The organism is Actinokineospora fastidiosa (assembly GCF_014648415.1).
GTDB classification, from domain to species: domain Bacteria; phylum Actinomycetota; class Actinomycetes; order Mycobacteriales; family Pseudonocardiaceae; genus Actinokineospora; species Actinokineospora fastidiosa.
This window is the reverse complement of record NZ_BMRB01000003.1, coordinates 649629-671540: the sequence shown is the minus strand read 5'-3', so window position 1 is coordinate 671540 and position 21912 is coordinate 649629. Positions and strand designations below refer to the sequence as shown.

The following is a 21912-nucleotide window of genomic DNA, read 5'->3' as shown; positions in this document are numbered from 1 at the left end:
ATCGCTGGGAAAGATGCGCCCGCCCGAGAGCCGGACGGACTGGTGTGCGCGGGAGCGTACGGCTTTCCGTGCTGTCAAGGGAATGCCACAGCGGGTATCGGTTCGGGAAACCCACTCTTTCGGGTATATGGAAACGGGGCGACGACCCCTGGTCGCCGCCCCGTGGCCCGCTACTGATCAGCAGTCGTAGTACAGGCCGAACTCGTACGGGTGCGGGCGAAGCCGCAGCGGGTCGATCTCGTGCTCGCGCTTGAACGCCACCCAGGTCTCGATGACGTCGGGGGTGAACACGCCGCCCTCGAGCAGGTAGTCGTGGTCGGCCTCCAGCGCGTCGAGCACCTGGTCCAGCGACGCCGGGACCTGCGCGACCTCCTTGGCCTCCTCGGGCGGCAGCTCGTAGAGGTCCTTGTCGATCGGAGCCGGGGGCTCGATCTTGTTCTTCACGCCGTCGAGACCGGCCATGACCATGGCGGCGAAGGCCAGGTACGGGTTGCCGGAGGAGTCCGGGCAGCGGAACTCGACGCGCTTGGCCTTGGCGTTGTTGCCGGTGATCGGGATGCGCACGCAGGCGGAGCGGTTGCGCTGCGAGTACACCAGGCTGACCGGGGCCTCGTAGCCGGGAACCAGGCGGTGGTAGGAGTTCACCGTCGGGTTGGTGAAGGCCAGCAGCGACGGGGCGTGCGCCAGCAGGCCGCCGATGTAGTGGCGGGCGGTGTCCGACAGGCCCGCGTAGCCCGACTCGTCGTGGAACAGCGGCACGCCGTCCTTCCACAGCGACTGGTGGCAGTGCATGCCGGAGCCGTTGTCGCCGAAGAGGGGCTTGGGCATGAAGGTGGCGGACTTGCCCTCCTGCCAGGCCGTGTTCTTGATGATGTACTTGAACAGCTGCAGGTCGTCCGCGGCGTGCAGCAGCGTGTTGAACCGGTAGTTGATCTCGGCCTGGCCGCCGGTGCCGACCTCGTGGTGGGCGCGCTCGACGGTGAAGCCCGCGTTGGCCAGGTTCATGACCATCTTGTCGCGCATGTCGGCGAAGTGGTCGACCGGCGGGACGGGGAAGTAGCCGCCCTTGAAGCGGGTCTTGTAACCCTTGTTGTTGCCGTTCTCGTCGGCGCCGGTGTTCCACCAGCCCTCGACGGAGTCGAGCTCGTGGAAGGAGCCGTTCTCGGTGTAGTCGAAGCGCACCGAGTCGAAGGTGTAGAACTCCGCCTCGGGGCCGAAGTACGCGGTGTCGGCGATGCCGGACTCGGCGATGTACAGCTCGGCCTTGCGCGCGATGTTGCGCGGGTCGCGGCTGTAGGGCTCCTGGGTGAACGGGTCGTGCACGAAGAAGTTGAGGATCAGCGTCTTCTCGATGCGGAAGGGGTCCAGCCGCGCGGTGTACGGGTCGGGCAGCAGCAGCATGTCCGACTCGTGGATCGACTGGAATCCGCGCACGGAGGAGCCGTCGAAGGCCAGGCCCTCGGTGAAGGCGTCCTCGTCGAAGGCGGACGCCGGGACGGTGAAGTGCTGCATGACGCCGGGCAGGTCGCAGAACCGGACGTCGACGAACTTCACGTCCTCGTCGGCGATGAAGCGCAGGACCTCGTCGGAAGAGTTGAACACGCTGATTGGCTCCTTACTCCTAGCTCTGCTTGACGGGCAGGCTGGCTTCCCCGCTCTGCGTGATGACGCTATGAGGGCGGTGTTGCCCGGCAGTCACCCCGATGTTTCGTCGGTGTTAACGACGGCCGGTTTCGCCCGAAGCATGCCAGTGACGGGCACGCGCGGCACCTCGTCCTACGCTGGTGGGGTGAGCAGATGGAGTGGCACCTGGCTGTCGGGGGCGGGCGCGGCGCTGGAGCCCCGGGAGGGTGACGCGCGCTGGCGCGGCGACCGGCTCGGCCTGCCCGAGCGCGGGCCGGGCTCGGTGGCGGGGACGGGCGCGCGGCTGGTCGCGTTCCTGGTCGACCTGGTGCTGGCGTCGCTGGTGACGTCGCTCTTCGTCGACCGCGACCTCGACGACCTGGCCTCGCAGTGGACGTTCAACCTCGTCGCGGTGGGCGTGTGGCTGGTCATCACCGCGGTCGGCGTCGGGCTGGCGGGCTTCACGCCGGGCAAGCTGCTGCTGGGCCTGCGCGTGGTGCGGATGGACGGCGGGGCGATGGTGGGCCCGCTGCGGTCCGTGCCGAGGACGGTCCTGGCGGGCCTGGTCATCCCGGCCGCGATCTGGGACCGCGACGGCCGCGGCTTCCACGACCGGCTGACCGGGACGATCGAGCTGCGGATCCGCTAGCTAGCGCCGCCGGATGGTGCGCTGGACGCTGCGCATCTTGACGCCCTGGGGCATGGGGCCCTTGGGGAGCGCGGCGCCGCGGCTGGCCAGGGCGGCGAGGCGCTTCTCGACGGTGTCGATGTCGTTCGGGCGCAGGTTGTTGGGCAGCTTCATCAGGTGCTTCTGCAGGCCGCGGAGCGGGACCTGGCCGTCCTCGTTGCCCACGATCACGTCGTAGATCGGGGTGTCGCCCACGAGCCGGGAGATGCGCTTCTTCTCCTGGCCGAGCAGGGTCTTGACCCGGTGCGGGGAACCCTCCGCGACCAGGATGACGCCGGGGCGGCCGATGACCCGGTGCACGGCGTCCAGCTGGGTCGTGCCCGCGACGGTCGGGGTGACGCGCCAGCGGCCGCGCAGGTTCTCCAGTGCCCACGCCGCGGCGCCGGGCTGGCCCTCGGCCTTCCCGTACACCGTCTTCTGGACGCGGCGGCCGAAGACGATGACCGCGGCGAGCAGGCCGAAGGCGATGCCGACCGGCAGCAGGAACCACTCGATGCCCAGCAGCCAGCCGATGCCGAAGACCACGGCCACGACCAGCAGGAACGCGCCGAGCATCCACGGGATGAGGCCCTTGTCCTCCTTGCGCTGCATCTTGAACGCCTGGAAGATCTGCCCGCGCTTGGCCTTCGACTCGGCCTTGCGGGCCGCCTTGGCCTCCTTGGCCGCTGCCTTGGCAGCCGCCTTGTCCTGCTTGTCCGCCATGTTCCCCAGGATACGGGGCGGGCTCGCGCTCTCCACCGGTGCGCTCTGTCAAGATGCTGGGCATGGCCGGCGCGCGGGGATTCTCAGAGGGGCTCGATCCGGACCAGCTGGCCGCCGTGCGGGCCCCGAGGGGGCCGGTGTGCGTGCTCGCGGGCGCCGGGACGGGCAAGACGAGGACGATCGTCAGCCGCATCGCCGCTCTGGTCCACGACGGGCACGTCGCCGCAGGTCAGGTGCTCGCCGTCACGTTCACGACCCGGGCGGCGGGGGAGCTGCGGACCCGGCTTCGGGCGATGGACATCCACGCGGCGCAGGCCCGCACGTTCCACTCCGCCGCGCTGCGCCAGCTGCGGTACTTCTGGCCGCGCGTGGTCGGCGACGAACCGTGGGAACTGATCGACGGCAAGCTGCGTTTGGTGGGTCAGGCGGCTCACCGCGCGGGCGCGGCGACCGAGCGGGAGTCGCTGCGGGACCTCGCGGCCGAGATCGAGTGGGCCAAGGCGACGCTGATCGGGCCGGAGGACTACCCGGCGGCGGTCGCCAGGGCGCACCGGTCCACGCCCGTGTCCGCCGACCTGGTGGCGGCGGTGTACGCGGGCTACGAGGCGCTGAAGAACCGGGCCCGGCTGCTGGACTTCGACGACCTCCTGCTGCACACGGCGGCGGCGCTGGAGGAGCACTCGGCGGTGGCCGAGGAGTTCCGCGACCGGTACCGGTGCTTCGTGGTGGACGAGTACCAGGACGTGACCCCGCTGCAGCAGCGGGTGCTGGACGCGTGGCTGGGCAAGCGCGACGACATCACGGTGGTCGGGGACGCCAACCAGACCATCTACTCGTTCGCGGGAGCCTCGCCGCGGCCGCTGCTGGATTTCAGCAGGCGCTACCCGGACGCGGTGGTGGTGCGGCTGGAGCGGGACTACCGCTCGACGCCGGAGGTCGTGTCGCTGGCCAACCGGGTCATCTCGGCCGCGCGCGACCGCCCGGCCGGGTCGCGGCTGCGGCTGGTCGGGCAGCGGCCGTCGGGGCCGCAGCCGGTGTTCGCCGAGTTCGACGACGAGCCCGCCGAGGCCGCCGCGGTGGTCGCGCGGGTCAAGGAGCTGGCCGAGGCGGGCACGCCGCTGCGCGAGATAGCGGTGCTGTTCCGCATCAACGCGCAGTCGGAGGTCTACGAGCAGGCGCTGGCCGAGGCGGGCATCCCCTACCTGGTGCGCGGTGGCGAGCGGTTCTTCGCCCGCCAGGAGATCCGGCAGGCGGTGGCGGCGCTGCGCACGGCCGCCGTCAACCCGCCCACCGGCGATCTGCCCGGGCAGGTGCGGTCGGTGCTGGAGGCGGTCGGGCTGACGGCCGAACCGCCCGCGGGCGGCTCGGCGCGGGAGCGGTGGGAGTCGCTGCTGGCGCTGGTCGAGGTGGCCGAGGAGCTGGCGGCCGCGGTGGCCGACGCCGACCTGCGGCGGTTCTGCCACGAGCTGGAGCAGCGCGCGCAGGCCCAGCACCCGCCCTCGGTCGACGGCGTGACGCTGGCGTCGCTGCACGCGGCCAAGGGCCTGGAGTGGGACGCGGTGTTCCTCGTCGGCCTGGTCGAGGGGACGCTGCCGATCCAGCACGCCGACGGCGACGCCGCCGCTGTCGAGGAGGAGCGGCGGCTGCTGTACGTCGGGGTGACGCGCGCCCGCGAGCACCTGTCGCTGTCGTGGTCGCTGGCGCGGACCGAGGGCGGCGGGCGCTACCGCAGGCGCAGCCGGTTCCTCTACGGGCTCATCCCGGACAACCACCCCGCGGCGCGGCTGCCGGTCAAGCGGGAGTCGACGGTCCGGCAGCGGTTCACCGAGAAGTTCTGCCGGGTGTGCGAGGCGCGGCTGGTCGGGGCGCTCGCGGTCAAGCTGGGCCGCTGCGAGGACTGCCCGGCCGAGGTGGACGAGCCGCTGCTCGACCGGCTGCGGGAGTGGCGGCACGAGCGGTCCCGGGCGCTGAAGGTGCCCGCCTACGTGATTTTCACTGACGCGACGCTGATGGCCATCGCCGAACAACGTCCGGTGGATCGGGCCGCGCTCGTGGCGATCTCCGGCATCGGGGCCCAGAAGCTGGAGAAGTTCGGCGCCGAGGTGCTGTCGCTGGTCTCCGGCGGCGACTCGGCCAAACGAGTGTGACCGGCGTCACGCCGAGAAGTGGAAAATCGGTTGCGGCCCCCGCCGTGGGGCCAATAACCTGCAATCACCGGGATCGAACTGCCCGGGAGTTCCGCCCAAACGACAGCGAGTGAGGAGGTGGCCATCGTGGAGAACATCATGATCCAGATGACCCCAGGCTACCTCGCGCTGCCCATGGGCGGAGCTGTGTCTGGGGCTGGGGTCTGCCCGAAGCACGTCCGCGAGCGCGTCGGCGCCTCCGCGAGCGTCGTTTCGGCACGGCAGCGCGCCGAGCGCATCGATTTCACCGCCACTCTCCCGTCCGCCACCTCGGGATGGGTGACTTGACGCCACGTCAACTCACCCAGGCTCCCGAGGCCGCGGACTCCGATACCGGAATCCGCGGCCTTTTTCTTTGCCCAAAACTTCGACCTGGAGCGACACCAGATGTCAACCGCCACTGCTCCGCGCACCGCCGGAGTGCTCCCCGACCTGCTGGACATGTCCAGCACCGGTGTGAGCGAGCTGCTCGACGCGGCTCCGCACGCCGGGCTTGACCTGCCCTGCCGGTCGTCCGACAACCCCGACCTGTGGTTCGCCGACGCGCCCGCCGAGCTCGAGCGCGCCAAGACCCTCTGCGAGGACTGCCCGGTCCGCGCGGCCTGCCTGGCCGCCGCGCTGGCCCGGCACGAGCCGTGGGGCGTCTGGGGCGGCGAGATCTTCGAGCGGGGCGTGGTCATCCCGCGCAAGCGGCCCCGCGGCCGCCCGCGCAAGGAGGACGCCGCCCGCGACGCCGCCGAGCGCGCGGCCCGCGCCCGAAACGAGGTCGCCGCATGAACACGCACCTGATCACCCCGAAGCCGTACGACTACACCCCTGAGGGAAGCACGCAAATGCTGATCTACGAACATCTCGCCAGATCCCGAATGCGGGAGGCGGAGCAGGCGGCGCGCAAGCACCGCCTGGTCCGCGGCCTCCTCCGAGCCAGGCGCTGGGAGCGGGTCTCGCATTGGGCCGCCCAGCGCGCGGAGAGCGCCACGCTCCCGGAGTGAACCGACGATCGGACAACCCCGCCACCACCCGGTGGCGGGGTTGTCCGCGTTCAGCCAGCGCGTCCGCCGACTCCGGTGGGTCCTGCGGGAGTAGGGGGCCGAGGAGGCGGACATGCGCGGAGTGGTCATGCGGGCAGCAGGCGATGTGCGGGTGACCGACCGCGAGGAGCCGAGGATCGTCGAGCCGACGGACGCGGTCATCCGGGTGACGGCCACCCGCGTCTGCGGGTCCGACCTGTGGCCCTACCGCGGCGTCGAGCCCGCCGACCACCAGGTGATGGGCCACGAGTACGTCGGGGTGGTCGAGGAGGTCGGCGCGGACGTGCGGACCGTCGCGGTCGGCGACTTCGTCGTGGGTCGTTCGTCATCTCCGACAACACCTGCGAGATCTGCCGCCCCGGCTACCAGCCCAAGTGCGTGAACGCCTCCTTCGTGTCGCAGATCGGCACCCAGGCCGAACGCGCCCGCATCCCCTTCGCCGTCGTCGGGGACGGGGCGGTCGGCCTCATGGCGGTCCTGGGCCGACCGGCGGGTTGGGCGCGCACAGCGTGGTCGAGGCCGGCGGCATGCAGGAGTCGACGATGCAGGCGCCGGTTCCTGCCGGAGCTGATCCGGCTCATCTGGGAGCGGAAGACCGATCCCGGCCGGGTCTTCGACCGCACGCTTCCGCTGGAGGAGGCCGCCGAGGCCTACCGGGCGATGGACGAGCGCCGGGCGGTCAAGGTCCTGCTCACCGTCTGACGGCAGGCCTTGCGCCGTTCGAGTGGAGAAACACGAAATAAACGCGCGGGACACCTCGGTGGCCGGTCCCGCCGCTAGCGTGGGGCGCTCTGTCAGACGGAAGCCTTGGGGCAGGCGTTGGTACAGAAGACCGTGGTCGCCCGCAGCACCCAGCGGGCGCGAGGGAATCCCGAAGTCGGCAACACCGGTGCCCGGTTCGGCCCGCAGGGGCCGCTGCCCGCCGCCGAGGTCGATCCCGTCCTGGCGGAACCGCCCGCCGCGGACTCGCCGATCGGCCTGACCGGGGCGCGATTCGGCCGGACGGGCCGCAAACGCAAGCGCGAGGCGCGGAAAGCGGACCCGGCCCCGGTCGCCGACGCCTGGTGGGACGCCGACACCCCGGTCGAGACGGGGGAGGACCACTGGACCGACGAGTACGCCGACTGGCTGACCCGCCCGGAGTCGCACGCGCTGGTGCGGCCGTACGCGTGGACCCGCGGCCGCACCCGGGCCCGAGGGGACCTGGCGATCGAGGCCCTCGTGCACACCGTCCGGCTGGACGCGCGGACGTCGTGGTCGTCGCGGGCGATCACCGAGCTGTGCCGGACGCCGCGGTCGGTCGCCGAGGTCGCCGCGCTGCTGTCGGTGCCGCTGGGCGTGGCCCGGGTGCTGATCGCGGACCTGGCCGCGGCCGGGGTCGTCCGCGTGCACGCGACGCCGGACGGGGTGCCCGACCTGACGATGTTGAACCGGGTGCTCACGGGACTTCGCCGACTGTGAGCACTAGTTTCTGCTGACATGGCGCACACGCATGACCGAATCGACTGGACCGAGCGGATCGCCGAGATGCGGCGGACCGACGCGTTGGAGGCCGAGGTCAACGGCCTGGTCGCCCACCGGCTCGTGGACCCGCTGCCCCCGGGCGCCACGGTCGTCGACGTCGGATCCGGCTCCGGCGGGATGGCCGCGGCCTTCGCCGCCGCGCTGGCGGTGCGCGGCGGCGGCCGCATCGTGCTGGTCGACGCGGTTCCCGAGCTGCAGGCGGCCGCGATCGACGCCGTCCGGGCGGCCGCGGGGGACCGGATCGAGATCGTGCCGGTCGAGTTCGACGCGGCCGACGACGGGCTCGCCGCCGCGGTCCCCGCGGGCGACCTGGTGTGGGCGTCGCGGGTCGTGCACCACCTGCCCGACGAGCGGGCCGGGGTCGCGCGGCTGGCCGGGATCGTCCGGCCGGGCGGGACGCTGGCCCTGGTCGAGGGCGGGCTGACCAAGCGATGCCTGCCGTGGGACCTGGGCGTGGGCGAGCCCGGCCTTGAGGACCGCCTGCACGCCGCCCGCGCGGAGTGGTTCACCAGGATGCGCGCGGGCATGGAGGGCGTGGTGCGCACCGGGGTCGGCTGGAACCGGCTGCTCGCCGACGCGGGCCTGAGCGACGTCCGGGCGTTCAGCTACCTCGTCGACCTGCCCGCCCCCGGCGCGGAACCCGTCCGCCGCTTCGTCGCCGACTGGCTGGCGTGGCTGTCCGGTGTGGGGGAGGAGTGGCTGTCGGAGTCGGACCGGGAGACCGTCGCCCGCCTCCTGGACGAGAACGGCCCGGACTGGGTCGGCGCCCGCGACGACGTGTTCGTCCTGGCCGCGTCGACCGTGCACCTGGGCACGAAATGACCGAGCGCTGCGCCCGCTGCGGCCGCCCCCGCGACGACGCGGACCCGGCGGCCCGGCTGGCCTGGGTCCGCGACACCGACGAGCGCGGCACGCGGTGGTACTGCCCGGAGTGCGCCCGCGAGCACCTGCGCAGCATCGAGGCCAAGCTGACCTCGGACTGGTGGTGAGCCGAGCGGTCAGGCGGCCTCGTCGGCGAAGCCGGGCTGCCAGCGGGAGATGATCGGGCGCATCGAGAAGTGGGCGTCGAGCTGGCACAGGATGCCGGTCGCGCCCGCCGTCACCCGCTGGATCAGCAGGTACTGCGGCGGCAGGTTGAGCGAGCGGCCGGTCTTGAAGTCCTGGCCGCCGCCCACGCGCTCGGCCTGGCGCTGCATCCAGCGGCGGCTGAAGTGGAAGGTCTCGACCGCTGCGGGCTCGGCGAACGGCGCCAGGTAGGCCAGGACGTCCTCGGCGTCGAGCTCCATGCCCGCGCGGACGAAGCCCTCGTCGCGCATGAGGCGGAGCAGGTCGGCCGAGCGGCCCTCGATGGACAGCCGGGTCATCACGCCCAGCGGCCTCGGCAGGCCCTCCGGGAGGCGGGCCACGGCGCCGAAGTCGATCACGCAGAGCCTGCCGTCCGGCGTGATCATGAAGTTGCCCGGGTGCGGGTCCGAGTGGAGGAGCCCCACCCGGGCCGGTGAGGAGAAGTGGAACTCGCACAGCAGCTTCCCCGCGCCGTCGCGTTCGGCGCGGCCGCCAGCGCGGATGATCTCCGACAGCGGCTTGCCCGCCACCCACTCGGTGACCGTGACCTTGGGCGCGCTGGCCACGACGCGCGGGACCAGCACGTGCGGGTCGCCTGCGAACGCCTTGGCGAACGTGCGCTGGTTCTCCGCCTCGGCGCGGTAGTCGAGCTCCTCGACCATCCGGTCGGCGAGCTCGCGCAGCAGCGGCTTGATCTCCATGCCCGGCACCAGCGGCTGGAACAGCTTGCTGAACCGCTGGAGCTGCCGCAGGTCCGACAGCAGCGCCTCGTCCGCGCCCGGGTACTGCACCTTGACGGCCACCTCGCGCCCGTCGTGCCACACCGCCCGGTGCACCTGCCCGATGCTGGCCGCCGCCGCGGGCTGGTCGTCGAACTCGGTGAAGCGCTTGCGCCAGCCGCTGCCCAGCTGCTGGGCCAGCACCCGGTGCATGGTGGACGCGCTCATCGGCGGCGCGGCCGACTGCAGCCGGGTCAGCGCCTCCCGGTACGGCTCCGCCAGCTCGTCGGGCACCGCGGCCTCGAACACCGACAGCGCCTGGCCGAACTTCATCGCCCCGCCCTTGAGCTGCCCGAGCACGGCGAACACCTGCTCGGCCGTCCGCGCGGACAGCTCGGCGCTGACCTTGTCCGCGCTCTGCCCGGCCAGCCGCTTCCCCCAGCCGCCGACCGCCCGGCCCGCCACCCCGAGCGGGATGCTGGCGAGCCGCGCCGTCCGCGCGACAGTCTTGCGTGGCATCTCGGTCACGACCCGATTGTTCCCTGCCCGGGCCGCCCCACGCAGCCAGTTCGTGCGTGATACCCGGGACATCCCGCCCGCGGCGGGCGCGCTGGCGCCGGTGCGTGAGGGGTCGTGGGCCGACGGTGGTGGTCGGGGGAGCCGTTCGGCCGATGGCCGCGGCCGGTGGCAGGCCGTGGCGTCGGTCACGCGCGGAACCGGCCGGTCGACAGCGGTGCCGATGTCGCCGGAGGCCCTGTGCTGCAACGGAAGGGGGAGCGCGGGTCGGTGTGGTCACGCGTCCAGTCTGCCCGGCTGGGCCGAACGGCCGAGCCGGTTGTCCACAGGTCGAAATGCCGCTCCCGGGATGTCGGTGGGGACCCTTACCGTTGTGCCGTGGCCGAACCCCGCGTCGAGGTGCGCAGGAGCAAGCGTCGCACCCGCACCGTCACCGCGTATCGAGACGGTGACACCCTGATCGTCCAGATCCCTGCCCGACTGTCCAAGAAAGAGGAGGCCCACTGGGTCGCCGAGATGCAGCGCAGGCTGCTGCGCAGCGAGGCCCCGGCGCGTCCGCCCGCGCGGTCGTCGGACGCCACGCTGCTGGCGCGCTGCCAGGAGCTGTCCGCGAAGTACTTCGGCGGCCAGTGCGACCCGGCGTCGGTCCGCTGGGTCCCGCCCATGCGGACCCGCTGGGCCTCCTGCACGCCCATCGACCGCACGATCCGGATCAGCGAGCGGCTGCGCCGGGTCCCGGCCTGGGTGCTCGACTACGTGCTCGTGCACGAGCTCGCCCACCTGCTCGAACCCGGGCACGGCCCGCGGTTCTGGGCGCTGGTGCGCCAGTACCCCAGGACCGACCGCGCCGTCGGCTACCTGGAGGGCCTCTCCGCCGCGGCGGGCTGGGGGCTCACGGAGGACTGACGAAGCAGAACTCGTTGCCCTCCGGGTCGCGCATGACCTGGAAGGACCCCTTGGCGTCGGACATGAGCCCGCCCATCCGCTGCGCGCCGAGGCCGACCGCGGTCTCGGCGGCGGCGCGGATGTCGTCGACCTCGACGTCGAGGTGCAGCCGGTTCTTGGTCGTGCGCGGGTCCGGCACCGGCTGGAAGGCCAGCCGGGGGAAGCCGGGCGGGTCGGTGTGCGACCAGCCGGACGCGCGGTCGACCACGTCGCCGCCGAGCAGCCCGGCCCAGAAGCGGGCCAGGACGGCGGGCTCGAGGCAGTCGATGACGAGCTGGTCGAGCCGGGCCCTCACTCCTCGGTCCCCTCGGTCTTCCTGAGCTCGGCGATCGGGTCGACGTCGGCGTGGCCGAGGCGGTCGGCGAACTCCATCGGGTCGTCGAGGTCGTCGGCGGTGGGCAGCAGGTCGGGGTGGGCCCAGAGGCCGTCGCGGACCTCCATGCCGTGCTGGTCGGTCACCAGCCGCCACAGCGCGGCGGCGGCGCGCAGCCTGCGCGGACGCAGCTCCAGCCCGACCAGGGTGGCGAAGGTCTGCTCGGCCGGGCCACCGGAGGCGCGGCGGCGCCGCAGCGTCTCGCGCAGCGCGTCCGCGCCGGGCAGCCGGTCGCCGACCGCGTCGCCGACGACGACGTCCACCCAGCCCTCGACCAGGGCGAGCAGGGTCTCCAGGCGGGCCAGCGCCGCCTTCTGCTCCGGCGTGGTCTGCGGCTCGAGCACGCCGGACTGCATGGCCCGCTCGATCGACTCGGGGTTCATCGGGTCGAACTGGCCCGCGAGCTGCTCCAGCGCGCTGGTGTCGACCTTGATGCCGCCCGCGAACTCCTCGACCGAGGCCAGCATCCGCTGGCGCAGCCACGGCACGTGCGCGAACAGCCGCTGGTGGGCGGCCTCGCGCGCGGCCAGGAACACCATGACCTCGCTGGAGGGCCGCTCCAGGCCCTTGGTGAACGCCTCGATGTTCTCCGGCAGCAGCGCGGCCGTGCCCTCCGGGCCCAGCGGCAGGCCGATGTCGGAGGAGGTCTGCACCTCGGCGGCCAGCTGCGCCAGCGCCTGGCCCAGCTGCGAGCCGAAGGCCATGCCGCCCATCTGGCCGACCATCGCCAGCAGCGGGCCCGCCTGCTGCTTGGCCTCCGCCGGGAGGGCCTCGACCCAGGCGCCGGACATGCGCTGGGCCACCGGGTCGCACAGCCGCCGCCAGGTGGGCAGCGTGGCGTCCACCCAGTCGCGCGCCGTCCACGCCCTGGTGGTGGCCGCGCCCGCGGGCAGCGTGGTGACCGGGTCGAGCCACATCTCGGCGAGGTGGACCGCGTCGGTGACCGCCTTGCCCGAGTCGGCGGCGAAGCCGGGCCTGGCGCCCAGCTTCTGCACGGCTATCTGCTTGGCCAGGTCGTAGTTCACCGGGCCGCTCGACGTGCTCGCCTGGCTCATCATCTGACCCAGCTGGCTGAGCATCTGGCCGAGCTGCCCGAACGCGTCGAACGGGTTCGGTTGCTGCCCGGCCTGGTCCGGGTTCTCGTTCTTGTCCCGGTCGTCGGGGTCCGGCAGGCTGAAGCCGAACTTGAACTCGTTCATAGGTCCACGGTACGCGGCACGCCCGCCTCCGGTACGTCAGGTGATCCGCCATGGCGAACGCACGTACCCTGTGTGCTCGTGAGCACCGTCGCCGCCCAGGACCCGGTTCCCGCCCCGCCCGACTCCCAGCGCGGGCTGTCCCGGCGCGGCTGGACCGTGCTCGTCGGGTTCGTCCTGGCCTTGGTGTTCGCGGTGCTCGGCGCGACCGTGCCCATCCCGTACGTCTCGCTGGGCCCCGGCCCGACCTACGACACCCTCGGCTCCGTCGACGGCGTGGCGATCGTGCAGGTCGAGGGCGAGCAGACGTACGAGACCACCGGCCAGCTGCGCATGACGACCGTCTCGGTGAATGATGACATCACCCTGTTCGGCGCGCTCGCGCTGTGGGTGAGCGGCCGCTTCGCGCTGGCCCCGCGCGAGGAGTACTTCCCGCCGGGGGAGACCGAGGAGCAGATCGAGCAGCAGAACACCAAGCTGTTCGAGGACTCCCAGAGCAACGCCGAGACCGCCGCCCTGCGCCACCTCGACTACCCGATGAAGGTCATCGCCCAGCAGATCACCACCGGCGCGCCCGCCGACAAGGTGCTCGCTCCCGGCGACGAGATCGCCGAGGTCAACGGCAGGAAGATCGCCCAGGCCGACGACGTGCGCGCCGCGCTGGCGGGCACCCGCCCCGGCGACGCGGTGCCGATCACCTACGTGCGCGGCGGCGTCACCGAGACCGCGACCATCACCCTCGGCGACGCGGCGGCCTTCGGGGCAGACGCCCGCGAGGAGGGCTTCATCGGGCTCGGCGTCGTCGACCAGCCCGAGGTCGACTTCACCACGACGATCACCCTGGAGGACGTGGGCGGGCCGTCGGCCGGGCTGATGTTCTCCCTGGCCATCGTGGACCGGCTGACCGAGGGCGACCTGGCCGACGGGCAGATCATCGCCGGGACCGGCGAGATCACCACCCAGGGCGTGGTCGGCCCGATCGGCGGCATCGCGTTCAAGATGACCGCGGCCGCCGAGGCCGGGGCGACGACGTTCCTGGTGCCCGCTGCCAACTGCGCCGAGGCCGTGGACAACGCGCCCGAGGGCCTGCGGCTGGTCCGCGTGGAGACCCTGGAGGGCGCGGTGCAGTCGCTGAAGGACCTGGAGGCGGGCCGCCAGGTGCCGCTCTGCACGGCAGGTTAGTCGGCGGCCGGTTAGTCGGCGCCCGGTTAGTCGAAGGTCGCCAGCAGGGCGCGGGTCAGGTTCGGCGCCAGCTGCGGGTTCTCGACCAGTTCGTCGATGTCGCGGACGCGGACGACGCACGCCGTCGCGCCCTCGCGCAGCACCGCGGCCACCAGCCGGGCCTCCCTGGCCATCGGGTGCGACGCGGCGACCCGGGCCATGGCGTCCTCGGCGTCGGGCAGGTCCGCCTCGGCGTCCGGGGGCAGCATGACGATCTCCTGCACGAGCGCACAGCCCGCGACCGCCTCCGGCCACATGATCCCGGCCAGCGCCGCGCCGAGGTCGCCGTCGGGGAGGCTGTCCTGGGCGATGGGGGTCAGCGGGGACTCCGGGTCGACCTGGCCAGCCAGGTCCGGCTGCTCGCGCAGCAGGTGCTCGGTGGGCACCAGGGCGAACAGCTGGGGGCGCTGGTCCCAGCCCCCGGAATGGACGAACTCCTCGACCTCGCGGGCGACCGACGGCAGGGCGGAACTGGGCTCGCTCACGCCGGTCATCCTCGCACCCCCGGCGATCCACAGCCGAATTCCGCACCATTCGGACACCGCCGTGGGAACCTGAACCGGCCCTCGTAGAGTTGAACGGTCAGGGCCAGTCACGACCTGGCCCGGCCAGACGACAAGCAAGCGACCCTGGAGTGTGTCCAGTGGCCACTCGGCCCCCGATCGGCCTGCCGAAGCTGTCCCGGCGCAGCCGCATCCTGCTCATCCTCGGCGCCGCCGTCCTGCTGATCCTGTTGCTGGGCTCCCGGCTGCTGGGGACGTATGTGGACTGGCTGTGGTTCGGTGAGGTCGGGTTCCGCTCGGTGTTCACCACCATGATCATCACGCGGATCGCGCTGTTCTTCATCGTCGGCGCGTTCGTCGGCGGCGTGCTCGCGCTGAGCCTGTGGATCGCCTACCGCACCCGCCCGGTGTTCGTGCCGGTCGGCAGCGCCGACGATCCGCTCGCCCGGTACCGCTCGACCATCGTGCAGCGGGTCCGGCTGTTCGGCATCGGCATCCCGGCCGTCGTGGGCCTGATCGCCGGGTCCGCCGCCCAGGGCGACTGGCAGCGCGTGCAGCTGGCGTTCAACGCCACCTCGTTCGGCACGCTGGACCCGGAGTACCAGATCGACATCGGGTTCTACGCGTTCACGCTGCCGTTCATCACCTGGATCATCAGCTGGCTGTTCGTCGCCGTCGCCCTGGCGTTCTTCGGCGCGCTGATCACCCACTACATCTTCGGCGGCATCCGGCTGGCGGGTAAGGGCGGGCAGCTCGCCGGGCCCGCGCGCATGCAGCTGTCGATCACCGCTGGCGTGTTCGTGCTGGTGTACGCGGTCGACTACTTCTTCGAGCGCTACGAGCTGCTGTTCTCCGAGCGCAACCCGCTCTTCAGCGGCGCGACGTACACCGACCTCAACGCGGTGCTGCCCGCCAAGCTGATCCTGATGTTCATCGCGGGCTTCTGCGCCGTGGCGTTCTTCGTCGGCGCGTTCCTGCGCAACCTGCAGCTGCCCGCGATCGCCACCGCGCTGCTGGTGCTCTCCGGCATCCTCATCGGCGTCGCCTACCCGGCGATCGTGCAGCAGTTCTCGGTCCGGCCGAACGAGAACGCCAAGGAGGCCGAGTCCATCCAACGCAACATCGCCGCGACCAAGCTCGGCTTCGGCATCACCGACGACAAGGTGAGCACCCTCGACTACCCGGGCGTGAGCACCGCGACGCCCGCCCAGATCCGCCAGCAGGAAGCCAGCGTCAACACCATCTCCAACATCCGGCTGCTGGACCCGAACATCCTGGCCCCGACGTTCACCCAGCGCGCGGGCGCGGAGAACTTCTACGGCTTCCCGACCAAGCTCGACGTCGACCGGTACACCATCGACGGCAAGACGCAGGACTACATCGTCGCCGCGCGCGAGATCAAGACCAGCGGGCTGACCGAGACCCAGGGCACCTGGATCAACCGGCACATGATCTACACGCACGGCAACGGCTTCGTCGCCGCGCCCGCGAACACGATCAACTCCGCGCTGCAGGACGCGGGCGGCGAGGGCGGCTTCCCGGTCTTCAAGATCAGCGACCTGACCCGCGAGGGCCCGTTCGGCCTGACGGAGCCGCGCATCTACTACGGCGAGCTGTCCACCGACACCTACGCCATCGTCGGCGGCCGCAACGACGGCGCGCCCATGGAGTACGACACCGCCTCGCAGACCTACTCCTACGCGGGCAAGGGCGGCGTGCCCATCGACGGGCTGATGAACAAGCTGGCGTTCACGCTGCACTACGGCGAGCGGAACATCCTGTTCTCCAGCCAGATCGTCGACGGCACGCGGATCATGTACAACCGCAACCCGCGCGACCGCGTGGCCAAGGTCGCGCCCTGGCTGACCCTCGACGGCGACCCGTACCCCGCGGTGATCGACGGCCGCATCCAGTGGATCATCGACGGCTACACCACGCTGGAGAACTACCCGTACTCCCAGCGCACCCCACTCGGCGAGGCCACGAGCGACTCCCTGGCGGGCGTGGTGCGCCAGGAGAACCGCACCATCAGCTACATCCGCAACTCGGTGAAGGCCACCGTCGACGCCTTCGACGGCAGCGTGAAGCTGTACGCGATCGACGAGGAGGACCCGGTCCTCAAGGCGTGGATGGGCGTCTTCCCCGGCACGGTGCTGCCCAGCAGCGCGGTGTCCGACGACCTGCGCTCGCACTTCCGCTACCCGGAGGACCTGTTCAAGGTCCAGCGCGAACTGCTGTCGAAGTACCACGTGCAGGACGCCAACGAGTTCTTCTCCCAGAAGAGCTTCTGGAACGTCCCGGTCGACCCGACCGAGGGCGGCGGCACCAACACCGGCACCACCGGCGCCAAGCAGCCGCCGTACTACGTGCTCGCGCAGATCCCCGGCCAGGAGGACGCCACCTTCCAGATCACCAGCGCGCTGACGTTCCTCAACCGCGCGTTCCTGGCCTCGTGGGTGTCGGTGTCGTCGGACCCGGAGAACTACGGGCAGATCAGCGTCCTGAGACTGCCGAGCGCGGGAACGAGCCAGATCGAGGGCCCCGGGCAGGTGCAGAACCGGTTCCTGACGACCCCTGAGGTCACCGAGAACCGGACGCTGATCCAGAACCCGACGGTCGACGTCAAGTTCGGCAACCTGCTGACCCTGCCACTGGCCGAGGGCCTGCTGTTCGTCGAACCGATCTACATCCAGCGCAAGGACGACGACGCCTTCCCGCAGCTGGCCCGCGTGCTGGTGTCGTTCAACAACCGCGTCGGCTTCGCGGCCACGGTCTCCGAGGCCCTGGAGAAGGCCATCGGCGCGGGCACCGGCCAACCGGCCACCCCGCCCGGCGAGGAGGGCGACGACCCGCCGCCGACCACGCCCACCACCCCGCCGCCCACCGGCCCCGGCAACGGCGGAGACGCCAACGCCGACGTGGCCGCCGCGGTGCAGGCGCTGGACGCCGCCCTGGCCAAGCTCAAGGCCGCCCAGCAGTCCGGCGACTTCGCCGCCCAGGGCGAGGCCCTGGCGGAACTGGAAGCCGCCGCCGACCAGTACAACGAGGCGAAGGCCAAGCAGGAACAGACCGGCGGCTCACCCCCCGGCCCGTCCCCGTCACCCACCCCGTCCCCCAACGGCGGCGGCTGATCGAAATCGGCCCCGGGGCCCGCAGCCCCGGGGCCGATTTGCATCCGGACTTCCCCGTAACGTAGAGTTCCCCTTACCGACGCGGGGTGGAGCAGCTCGGTAGCTCGCTGGGCTCATAACCCAGAGGTCGCAGGTTCGAATCCTGTCCCCGCTACAGAGTTGGGAGAGCCCTATCCGCGGAAAGCGCGGATGGGGCTCTTTCGCATTTTGCCTGGGGGCCGAGCCCCCAGACCCCCACGGTGCGGTATCCCGCGAGGGTGGGTGGGCGGGTTTGGGGTGGTCCGTTGTGGTGGGTAGGGGGAGCAGTCGTTGTGGTGGGTGTGGGGGAGTGGTGGGTGCGGGGAGTGGTGTGGGTGGGGAGCGGTGTGGGCGAGATGTGGTGGCGTGGGGGATGGGGTGAGTGGTGAGGGTGGAAGTGGTTGGGGTGTAAGGGGAGGTGGAAGTCGTTGGGGCGTGGAGTAGCCCGCTGGAAGGGCCGGGCCGGGAGCGGTTGGTTGGAGTGGAGTGGCCGAGCTTGGGGCCGACGGTTGAAGGGGTGGAGAGGCGAAGGGGCGGAGGACTGATTGGGCGGAGTGGTGAGGGGGCGGAGTGGTGAAGGGGTGGAGGAGTGAAGGGGTGGAGAGGTGAAGGGGCGGAGGAGCGAAGGGGCGGAGGAGTGAGGGGGCGGAGAGGTGAGGGGTGAAGGGATGAGGCTTTGGGGCGGAACGCGGGGGAGCAGCGGGATCACTGGGGAACGGGACGCGCCCCTGGTAACTGTCCGATGGGGTGGACTCGCATTCGTGGGGAGCGAGACGGTGCTACCCTCGCTCGGCGCGGAACGGCTTCGCCGCTCCGCCCTTCTTTCCGCGCCGCGCCGTCTCGCTTAGGGGCCCCGCGAATGCGAGTTCGCCCCATCGGACACCAAGAAGCAACTCGCGAACCACCCACGCGACCGCCAGCCCGGGGCACAAGAGGACTCAGCCGCGAGTGCCGGGGCAACCACCCCGAGCGCCGAGCAAATCAGCTGCGGCCGCAGAAACGGCACAGCGAAGCCCAGCGGGGGCAAGCACGGCCGCAGCAATCCCTCGAACACCGCAAAAACGCGCTCCACCACCCAGAAGACCGCCCGATCGACCCCCAAGAAGACCCCCGTGAAAGCCGACCCCGAGGGTGTGTATAGTTGTACTTACCGACGCGGGGTGGAGCAGCTCGGTAGCTCGCTGGGCTCATAACCCAGAGGTCGCAGGTTCGAATCCTGTCCCCGCTACCACCGCGAAAGGCCCGATCCACACCAGATCGGGCCTTTCGCGCGTTATTGGGTTTGGGCCCGGCGCCCGGTTTGGTTGGCTGTGGGCCATGGGTGAGCTTTCGGCGCGGGACGTGGTCGGGCTGTTGGCCGAGGAGGAGCGGCTGCGGGTGTTCGCGGCCCTGGTGCTCGGCGCGGCCGACACCGGCGAGGTTGAGCGGGTCACCGGGTTGTCGGCGCGGCAGGTGGGGCGCGCGTTGCTGAAGTTGCGCGACGGCGGGCTGGTGTCCGGCATGGCCGTGCGTGCCGAGGTCGTCAAGGCGGCGGCGCGGGGTGCGGCCGAGGAGCCGGAGTCGTTCGGGTACGCCGACCAGCGGGTCGAGGGCGTGGTGCGGGCCTTCGTGCGCGACGGGCGGCTCGTGGGGATGCCCGCGCAGGCGGCCAAGCGGCAGGTGGTGTTGGAGCACGTCGTGCAGGCCTTCGAGCCCGGGGTGCGGTACGGGGAGAAGGAGGTCGACGTGGTGCTGCGGGCCTGGTGCGAGGGCGGCGGGGTCGACTTCGTCACCGTGCGGCGGTACCTGGTGGACGCCGGGCTGCTCAGCCGCGAAGCCGGGGTGTACTGGCGTTCCGGCGGCTACACCTAGGACGGGTCGGAGCCGCGGACGGCCCACACCCAGAAGGCCAGCGCCGCGGTGAGCGCGGTGGCGGCGAGCCAGCCCGGGAAGCCGCTGCTGTCGATGTACGCCCAGAACAGGCCCACCAGGGGCGCCGACAGCGCGGCGGGCGCGTCCACGCGGAACTGCCGGGCCATGCCGGGCACCGACTCGGGGGCGTCCGGGACGGCGGCGTTGTCCGTGCGGCGCCCGGGCGGCTCTGTCGCGCGGACCCGGCCGGACGGGAACAGGGTGACGCCGTTCACCCGGAACGCGACGAAACGGTTGCGTCGGGGGTCGCCGTAGGCCTCGACCACGGTCGGCGTCGGCAGGGTAGGCAGGGCGGGGTCGAAGTAGACCGGGACCCAGCGCCGCGGTCCCGACTCGGTCTCCAGGTACGACCGGGTCAGCAGCCCGCGCTGCACGCGGAGCCTGCGCACCGCCAGACGCGTCGGTGAGCGCCGCAGCAGCAGGGTCCGGCTCACGGCCAGCCAAACGACGTGCGCGGCCGTCAGGACGGTCACCAGGGCCGTGAACACCACCCCGCCCAGCGCGCGGTCGGCGTCAGCGAAGATTTCGGCGCCCGGGACGACGGCGCGGTGCGGGGCGCGCGGGTCGTAGGCGATCGTGGCGGGCGCCTCGGCGGGCGGCGGGGTCACCGCCAGCGGGATGTCCGCCGAGTGCGCGAGGCCGTCCGGCGATGTCCACTCGGCGCGGACCACGGACCCGCCCAGCGGCGTCACGGTGCCCGTGACGACCTCCGACAGCCCCGCCAGCGAGGCGTCGAGGGCGCGGTAGGTGGCCAGCGACATCCCGCCGACCAGGCCGCAGACCAGCACGACGAGCGCGGTGGCCAGGAGAACGTGACGGGCCGCGCGCACCCAGGAGGATGCGCGCGGCCCGGTGGACTCGACCATCGTCAGGCTGCGAAGCCCATGGCGGTGTAGTCCGGGTCAGCGACGCCGAAGGCGCCGAAGTTGACCAGCTTGGCGTCCACGGCGACCGCGCCCGGCACCTGGTACAGCGGCAGGTGGTGGCCCGCCTCCCAGATGAGCTTGTCGGCCTGGTTGGTCAGCTCGACGCGCTTGGCGTCGTCCAGCTCGGCGTTGGCCTGGTCGAGGAGCTTGTTGATCTCCTCGGAGCCGATCCGGCCGAAGTTCTGGTTCACGCTGTTCGGGTCGAGGTAGTAGATGCCCTTGGACGAGCTGATCGGCCAAGGCGTCTGCGACCAGCCGAAGCCGACCATGTCGAAGTTGCCGGTGTTGACGAAGTCGCTGAAGAACGTCGCCGAGGGCTGCGCGTCGATGATGACGTTGACGCCGACCTCCTTGAGCTGCGCCTGGGTCAGCTTGGAGATCTGCTCGGAGATCGGGTTGCCCGCGGTGGACACGATGCGGATGTCCAGCTGCTTGCCGTCCTTCTTGCGGAACTCGCCGTCCATCTTCCAGCCCAGGGCCTCGAGGTCGGCCTTGGCGGCCTCCTTGTCGGCCTTGATCGGGGCGGAGTTGTCCACGTAGTTCGCGGTGCCCTGCAGGAAGAAGTGGTTGCCCAGCGCCTTCGGGTCGGCCACGATCGGGCCGAGGATGCCCTTGGCGTAGACGTTCGGGTCCATGGCCTTCATGACCGCCACACGCAGCTTCTGGTCGGCCAGGATCGAGGTCTCGGCGCCGTTGAAGGTGATGTGGTTGTAGGACTTGCCGGGGGCCTCGCGGACCTCGACGCCCTGCATGGCCTTGGCCCGCTGGAAGTTGTCCACACTGGAGCCGATCTTGTACCAGTCGATGGCGTCGGAGGCCAGCGAGTCGGCCAGCGCGGCGCGCTCGACCACCCGGAAGGTGATCTTGTCCAGCTTGGGCTTGCGGCCCCACCAGTTCGGGTCCGGGACCACGCTGACCAGCTTGGCGGTCTGGTCGATGGTCTCGATCTTGAACGGGCCCGCGGTCGCCTTCGGGCCGTCGATCCAGCCCTCGTTGAAGGTCTTCGGGTCGGCGTTCAGCGACTTCGGGTAGAGCGGGCTGAACAGCGAGGTCCACTCCGCGAACTTCTTCTTGAAGGTGACGACGACCTCGTTGTCGGCCGCGCCCTTCTCCACCTTCTCGATGTCCTCGTAGCCGGTGGTTCCCGCGACCGAGAACTCCTCGTTGGTGCCGTTCAGCGCCTTGAACTGGGCGTCGAAGTCCTCCCAGCCGATCGGCGTGCCGTCACTCCACTTGGCGTTCGGGTTCAGCTTGTAGGTGACGACCTGCGGGTCCGGGGAGGTCAGCGTGGCCGACTCCAGGTAGTCCGGGTTGACGACGATCTTCCCGGCCTTGTCCGCGACGTGCAGCTTCGGGATCAGCGCGCTGAGGATGTAGTCGTGGTCGACCAGCGGGCCGTTCAACTGGTTGTAGTTCCAGTTGTCCGGCAGCGCGTCCAGCGGCCACTTCAGCTCGCCGCCCTGCTTGACCTGGTCGTAGGGCTGCTCGTTGATGGCCCACGAGCCCTGCGCGGCCTGGTCGGTCCCTTGCAGACCGCCGCCTGCCTGGTCGTTGTCGCCGCCGCCGCACGCGGTCAGCACCAAGGCCGCCGCGGTGACGGACGCGGCGACACCGGTCCACTTTCTGCGATTCAC

General features: G+C 71.4%; 22 protein-coding genes and 2 tRNA genes. 16 read left to right on the top strand and 8 right to left on the bottom strand.

The window, feature by feature from the left end:
* Nucleotides 1–177: 177 nt before the first annotated feature.
* Nucleotides 178–1602, bottom strand: a complete 1425-nt coding sequence (gene glnA / locus IEY98_RS22075; protein ID WP_189212445.1) for a type I glutamate--ammonia ligase — start codon at nt 1600–1602, stop codon at nt 178–180.
* 187 nt (nt 1603–1789) lie between these two features.
* On the opposite strand from glnA, the gene IEY98_RS22070 reads away from it, so the two are divergent.
* Nucleotides 1790–2272, top strand: a complete 483-nt coding sequence (locus tag IEY98_RS22070) for an RDD family protein (RefSeq protein ID WP_189212444.1) — start codon at nt 1790–1792, stop codon at nt 2270–2272.
* On the opposite strand, the gene IEY98_RS22065 is transcribed toward IEY98_RS22070, so the two are convergent.
* Entirely contained in the window at nt 2273–3013 is a 741-nt protein-coding gene (locus IEY98_RS22065; RefSeq protein WP_189212443.1) for a DUF4191 domain-containing protein, read from the bottom strand.
* A gap of 62 nt (nt 3014–3075) precedes the next feature.
* Here IEY98_RS22065 and IEY98_RS22060 point away from each other — a divergent pair, with 62 nt between their 5' ends.
* The 9 genes from IEY98_RS22060 (at nt 3076) to IEY98_RS22025 (ending at nt 8743) form a co-directional block, all read left to right on the top strand.
* Nucleotides 3076–5160 carry an ATP-dependent DNA helicase UvrD2 gene (locus tag IEY98_RS22060; RefSeq protein WP_189212442.1) on the top strand — a complete coding sequence of 695 codons (2085 nt, stop codon included), beginning with the start codon at nt 3076–3078 and terminating at the stop codon, nt 5158–5160.
* Between the two features lie 126 nt (nt 5161–5286).
* Nucleotides 5287–5487 carry a hypothetical protein gene (locus IEY98_RS22055; RefSeq protein WP_189212441.1) on the top strand — a complete coding sequence of 67 codons (201 nt, stop codon included), beginning with the start codon at nt 5287–5289 and terminating at the stop codon, nt 5485–5487.
* 99 nt (nt 5488–5586) lie between these two features.
* Entirely contained in the window at nt 5587–5976 is a 390-nt protein-coding gene (locus IEY98_RS22050; protein ID WP_373292424.1) for a WhiB family transcriptional regulator, read from the top strand.
* Nucleotides 5973–6191, top strand: a complete 219-nt coding sequence (locus IEY98_RS22045) for a hypothetical protein (RefSeq protein ID WP_189212440.1) — start codon at nt 5973–5975, stop codon at nt 6189–6191. The genes IEY98_RS22050 and IEY98_RS22045 overlap by 4 nt, the downstream gene beginning before the upstream one ends.
* 112 nt (nt 6192–6303) lie before the next feature.
* A complete protein-coding gene (locus IEY98_RS32805; RefSeq protein WP_229787179.1) occupies nt 6304–6612 on the top strand; it encodes an alcohol dehydrogenase catalytic domain-containing protein in 309 nt (102 codons plus the stop codon).
* The gene (locus tag IEY98_RS32800) at nt 6609–6932 is read left to right on the top strand and encodes a hypothetical protein (RefSeq protein WP_229787177.1); all 324 of its coding nucleotides are present in this window, start codon (nt 6609–6611) and stop codon (nt 6930–6932) included. Before IEY98_RS32805 ends, IEY98_RS32800 begins: the two co-directional genes overlap by 4 nt.
* 117 nt (nt 6933–7049) lie before the next feature.
* Complete coding sequence (locus IEY98_RS32795; RefSeq protein ID WP_229787176.1) at nt 7050–7691, top strand: DUF742 domain-containing protein; 642 nt, start codon at nt 7050–7052, stop codon at nt 7689–7691.
* 18 nt (nt 7692–7709) lie between these two features.
* Entirely contained in the window at nt 7710–8576 is an 867-nt protein-coding gene (locus tag IEY98_RS22030) for a class I SAM-dependent methyltransferase (protein WP_189212439.1), read from the top strand.
* Entirely contained in the window at nt 8573–8743 is a 171-nt protein-coding gene (locus IEY98_RS22025) for a hypothetical protein (RefSeq protein ID WP_189212438.1), read from the top strand. Before IEY98_RS22030 ends, IEY98_RS22025 begins: the two co-directional genes overlap by 4 nt.
* Nucleotides 8744–8752: 9 nt before the next feature.
* On the opposite strand, the gene IEY98_RS22020 is transcribed toward IEY98_RS22025, so the two are convergent.
* Nucleotides 8753–10057 carry an ABC1 kinase family protein gene (locus IEY98_RS22020; RefSeq protein ID WP_189212524.1) on the bottom strand — a complete coding sequence of 435 codons (1305 nt, stop codon included), beginning with the start codon at nt 10055–10057 and terminating at the stop codon, nt 8753–8755.
* Between the two features lie 375 nt (nt 10058–10432).
* Here IEY98_RS22020 and IEY98_RS22015 point away from each other — a divergent pair, with 375 nt between their 5' ends.
* Nucleotides 10433–10960 carry a M48 metallopeptidase family protein gene (locus IEY98_RS22015; protein WP_229787174.1) on the top strand — a complete coding sequence of 176 codons (528 nt, stop codon included), beginning with the start codon at nt 10433–10435 and terminating at the stop codon, nt 10958–10960.
* Here IEY98_RS22015 and IEY98_RS22010 read toward each other — a convergent pair.
* Together IEY98_RS22010 and IEY98_RS22005 are read right to left on the bottom strand one after the other, a co-directional pair.
* Nucleotides 10947–11294: a VOC family protein gene (locus IEY98_RS22010; RefSeq protein ID WP_189212437.1), complete on the bottom strand. Its 348-nt coding sequence runs from the start codon at nt 11292–11294 to the stop codon at nt 10947–10949. The genes IEY98_RS22015 and IEY98_RS22010 overlap by 14 nt on opposite strands.
* A complete protein-coding gene (locus tag IEY98_RS22005; RefSeq protein WP_189212436.1) occupies nt 11291–12571 on the bottom strand; it encodes a zinc-dependent metalloprotease in 1281 nt (426 codons plus the stop codon). Before IEY98_RS22005 ends, IEY98_RS22010 begins: the two co-directional genes overlap by 4 nt.
* A 78-nt stretch (nt 12572–12649) precedes the next feature.
* Between IEY98_RS22005 and IEY98_RS22000 the strand changes: the two genes are divergently transcribed.
* A complete protein-coding gene (locus IEY98_RS22000) occupies nt 12650–13750 on the top strand; it encodes a YlbL family protein (RefSeq protein WP_229787172.1) in 1101 nt (366 codons plus the stop codon).
* A 26-nt stretch (nt 13751–13776) separates the two neighbouring features.
* On the opposite strand, the gene IEY98_RS21995 is transcribed toward IEY98_RS22000, so the two are convergent.
* Entirely contained in the window at nt 13777–14283 is a 507-nt protein-coding gene (locus IEY98_RS21995) for a PPA1309 family protein (protein WP_189212435.1), read from the bottom strand.
* A gap of 149 nt (nt 14284–14432) precedes the next feature.
* On the opposite strand from IEY98_RS21995, the gene IEY98_RS21990 reads away from it, so the two are divergent.
* From IEY98_RS21990 to IEY98_RS21975, 4 genes are all read left to right on the top strand, one after another.
* Nucleotides 14433–17423 (top strand): UPF0182 family protein, encoded by a 2991-nt coding sequence (locus IEY98_RS21990; protein ID WP_189212434.1) that lies wholly within the window; start codon nt 14433–14435, stop codon nt 17421–17423.
* Between the two features lie 80 nt (nt 17424–17503).
* Nucleotides 17504–17577, top strand: a tRNA-Met gene (locus IEY98_RS21985).
* Nucleotides 17578–18595: 1018 nt separating this feature from the next.
* A tRNA-Met gene (locus IEY98_RS21980) sits at nt 18596–18672 on the top strand.
* Between the two features lie 86 nt (nt 18673–18758).
* Nucleotides 18759–19292, top strand: coding sequence for a DUF2087 domain-containing protein (locus IEY98_RS21975; protein ID WP_189212433.1), 534 nt, complete (start codon nt 18759–18761; stop codon nt 19290–19292).
* On the opposite strand, the gene IEY98_RS21970 is transcribed toward IEY98_RS21975, so the two are convergent.
* Together IEY98_RS21970 and IEY98_RS21965 are read right to left on the bottom strand one after the other, a co-directional pair.
* Nucleotides 19289–20182, bottom strand: coding sequence for a hypothetical protein (locus tag IEY98_RS21970; protein WP_189212432.1), 894 nt, complete (start codon nt 20180–20182; stop codon nt 19289–19291). The two genes, IEY98_RS21975 and IEY98_RS21970, sit on opposite strands and share 4 nt — an antisense overlap.
* Before the next feature lie 38 nt (nt 20183–20220).
* Nucleotides 20221–21912, bottom strand: a complete 1692-nt coding sequence (locus tag IEY98_RS21965; RefSeq protein WP_229787170.1) for an ABC transporter family substrate-binding protein — start codon at nt 21910–21912, stop codon at nt 20221–20223.